3 protein-coding genes are annotated in these 2,919 nt (G+C 48.4%); 1 reads left to right on the top strand and 2 read right to left on the bottom strand.

Features of this window, described 5'->3' with window-relative positions:
* Positions 1–179: 179 nt before the first annotated feature.
* Positions 180–989, bottom strand: coding sequence for a DUF234 domain-containing protein (locus tag Q0605_RS00770; RefSeq protein ID WP_298703389.1), 810 nt, complete (start codon positions 987–989; stop codon positions 180–182).
* A 125-nt stretch (positions 990–1,114) separates the two neighbouring features.
* Between Q0605_RS00770 and Q0605_RS00765 the strand changes: the two genes are divergently transcribed.
* A complete protein-coding gene (locus Q0605_RS00765) occupies positions 1,115–2,431 on the top strand; it encodes an aminotransferase class V-fold PLP-dependent enzyme (protein ID WP_298703387.1) in 1,317 nt (438 codons plus the stop codon).
* A 196-nt stretch (positions 2,432–2,627) separates the two neighbouring features.
* On the opposite strand, the gene Q0605_RS00760 is transcribed toward Q0605_RS00765, so the two are convergent.
* The coding region (locus Q0605_RS00760) for a hypothetical protein (RefSeq protein ID WP_298703385.1) at positions 2,628–2,919 on the bottom strand (292 nt) is incomplete at its 5' end.

Raw genomic sequence — 2,919 nt, 5'->3', positions numbered from 1 at the left:
CCCGCGCAAGCTGAAATTTCACAAAATTCCGCCGCTTGAAATTTTAAAGCGGCGGATTTTATATTAATTGTAGTCCGGCAATTCCAAATTTAAAGCGATACATCTTCTAAAAGCACGCCCAAGCGATTTGCTTGGGCGTGTATTATATGCGCTACCATCGGGCTTTTTTAGCGCGCAATTTAAAGCAAAATTTTAAAATCCTCGAGCGAAAAGAGTAAAATTTTGTCGCTTTTTAGGCTTCGTAGCTCGCCGCTGAAGCCGCTTTTGGAAAATAGCGCGAGCAGATCGGGCGCGAGACGTGCTTTTTCGCATTTGAGCATGAGCTCGTTTAGCACGTTTTTTGAAATTTTTCGCTCCTTGTATTTGCACTCGCCCGCGACGCAAAAGCTTTCAAATTTCGCGTAGATGTCGATCTCGACCTCTTTGTTCCAGAAGCTTGAAATTTGCGAAATCTCTAAATTTAGATACTTCGCGAGCAGCTCCTTGCTTAAAATTTCAAATCCGAGCCCCGCGTAGGCGTTGAAATCCGCCTTGATTAGACTTAGCACGCGCTCTATCTCGCCCAGACGTAGCGCGGGCAGGTTTGGCTCGATAAATCTAAACCAAAACCTCGCAAAGTTGCTGCTGAAATGGACTTTGTCCGTGATATGGTAGCGGCGCAGCGCGCGCGGGAGGCGGTCGTTTTTGCGCTCTTTTTGCGCCCTTTGCTCGCTTGATTTTTCGGTGATTAAAAACTTCGCGTTTATGAGATCTGCAGTGATTTTTTGCGCCGTAAACCGCGGCAATATTTTTGAAATTCCTATTTTTTTGCGGTCGCTTCTAGCGAATTTCATCAGCGCCTTTTTGATCTGCTCTTCGTGCTCGCCGCCAAATTTAAAACGCTCGCCGAGACGTTCAAAGCAGAGCAAAATTTCATTTTCGATCGCTTCGAAAACGTCCGCGTAGCCGCTTATGCAGCCGATCTCGTCAAATACGAAATGAAACTGCAAAATCGCGTCGATACCAACATCGCCTAAATTTCGCGCAGTGTCTTTTAACTCGTAAATTTCGCCCTCCTTGCGGGCGTAATTTTAGCGAGTTTGGATATAATTTGCAAAAATTTTGGAGTCGCGCTTTGGATTTTCAAACGATCAAAAAAAACATCATCTTAAAAGAGGGGGTTAAATACTTCGATTGCGCCGCTTCGGGACTCGCGTATCGCCCTATAGAAGCGGAGATCGAGCGCGTGCTTTCTACATACGCCAACGTCCACTCCGCGGGCGGAGCAAACGCTGAGATTACGAGCGATTACTACGAAAACGCAAGAGCCAAAATCAAGGAGCTTCTGGGCTGCGAGGAGCGCTACTATCTGATCTCGTGCGGTTTCGGCGCGACTGCGGCGATAAAGAAGCTCTGGGAAATTTTAGGCATCTACCTGCCGCCTGCCACGCGAGACAGGCTCGGCTTGCGGCGCGAGAGCATAAAAGAGCTGCCGCTTTTCATCATCTCGCCTTTTGAGCATCACTCAGTTGAAATTAGCCTAAGACAGGGGCTTTGCGAGGTCGTGCGCGTGCCGCTAGATCTAAGCGGACTGATGGATTTTGCGCGCTTGGGCGAAATACTATCAGCAAACAAAGGGCGCGAAATTTACGGCGTGCTTACCGCGGCATCAAACGCGACGGGGCTTAAGATAGACTACAAGCGCGCTTACTTGATGCTAAAAGCGTACGGCGGGCGGCTGTTCGTGGACGCTAGCGCGCTCATCGCGCACGAAAACGTAGATACCAGCTTTTGCGACGGTATGTTTTTCGGCGCGCACAAGCTTTTGGGCGGCGTGGGTGCTAGCGGGATTTTGGCGGTGCGAAAGGAGCTTTTGCTCGGCGAGGAGCCGACGTTCGCGGGAGGCGGCACGATCAAATACGCAGACGCCCTAACGCAGCGCTTTATAATCGACAAGGAGCGCTTGGAGGAAGCAGGCACGCCAGGCATCATCGCGCTGGTGCGAGCTTATCTTGCCCTAAAGCTTCGCAAAAGCGCGGGGCTAGAGGCGATTAAATCGCGCGAAGAGGCGATCTGCAGGCGCTTTATAGGCGAAATTTCAAAGATCCCAGAGATTGAAATTTACGGCAATCTCACCGCGCCGCGCGTGCCGATCTTTGCTTTTAATATGCAAGGTCTCGGCGCAGACGCGCTAGCCGGGGTGCTCGGGCAGAAATTTGAGATCCAGACCCGCGCAGGATGCGACTGTGCAGCACCTTACGGCTTTGATCTGCTCGGTTTGCAACCCGATACTGAAATGTCGCGCAAACCCGCTTGGGTGCGGGCTAGTTTCTCGTTCATCCATGACGAAAGCGACGTGGATTTCTTAGCGGAGGCGCTAAGACAGATTGCTAAAATTCGCGATAAAATCACCTTCGTAGCAGGCAAATACCGCTGCGGCAGCATAAATTAAGCTCGCAAAATTTTATAACAAGAGCCGCTTTTAAATTTTACGGCGCGGGATTTTGCGACATAAAATTTTGTCGGTGTAATTTCGTAGCGTAAAATTTTATGCGCGGCTCGGCAGCAGATACTCCGTGCCGATTGGAACGCGAAATTCTTCGGCATAAAATTTTGCGGCTTATAATTTTGAAATTTTAAATTACGAGCTAAATTCTAACGGTAAATTTTGTGCTGAGGAGTTTTGCGCCGTTAAATTTGAGCGGTAGAATTCCGTGCCGCGTGGATAAATTTTTATACCGCCAAATTTTAAAATTCCTAAATTTCAAAATTTCGCTATTTGAACGAGCTTCGCAAATTTTGTATTTCGTGAACGCATAGAAAATTCTGCGCCGTGGAATTTGAGCGGTAAAATTTGAAATTCCGCAAAGCCGAATTTTGCTAAGCAGAATTTCGCAACACAAGAATTCTACCGCAGAGCTTTGCGATAGCGTAGATTTG

Source organism: uncultured Campylobacter sp. (genome assembly GCF_938017705.1).
Classification (GTDB): Bacteria; Campylobacterota; Campylobacteria; order Campylobacterales; family Campylobacteraceae; genus Campylobacter_B.
Note: the sequence above shows the minus strand (reverse complement) of the source record. Positions and strands in the feature narration are given on the sequence as shown.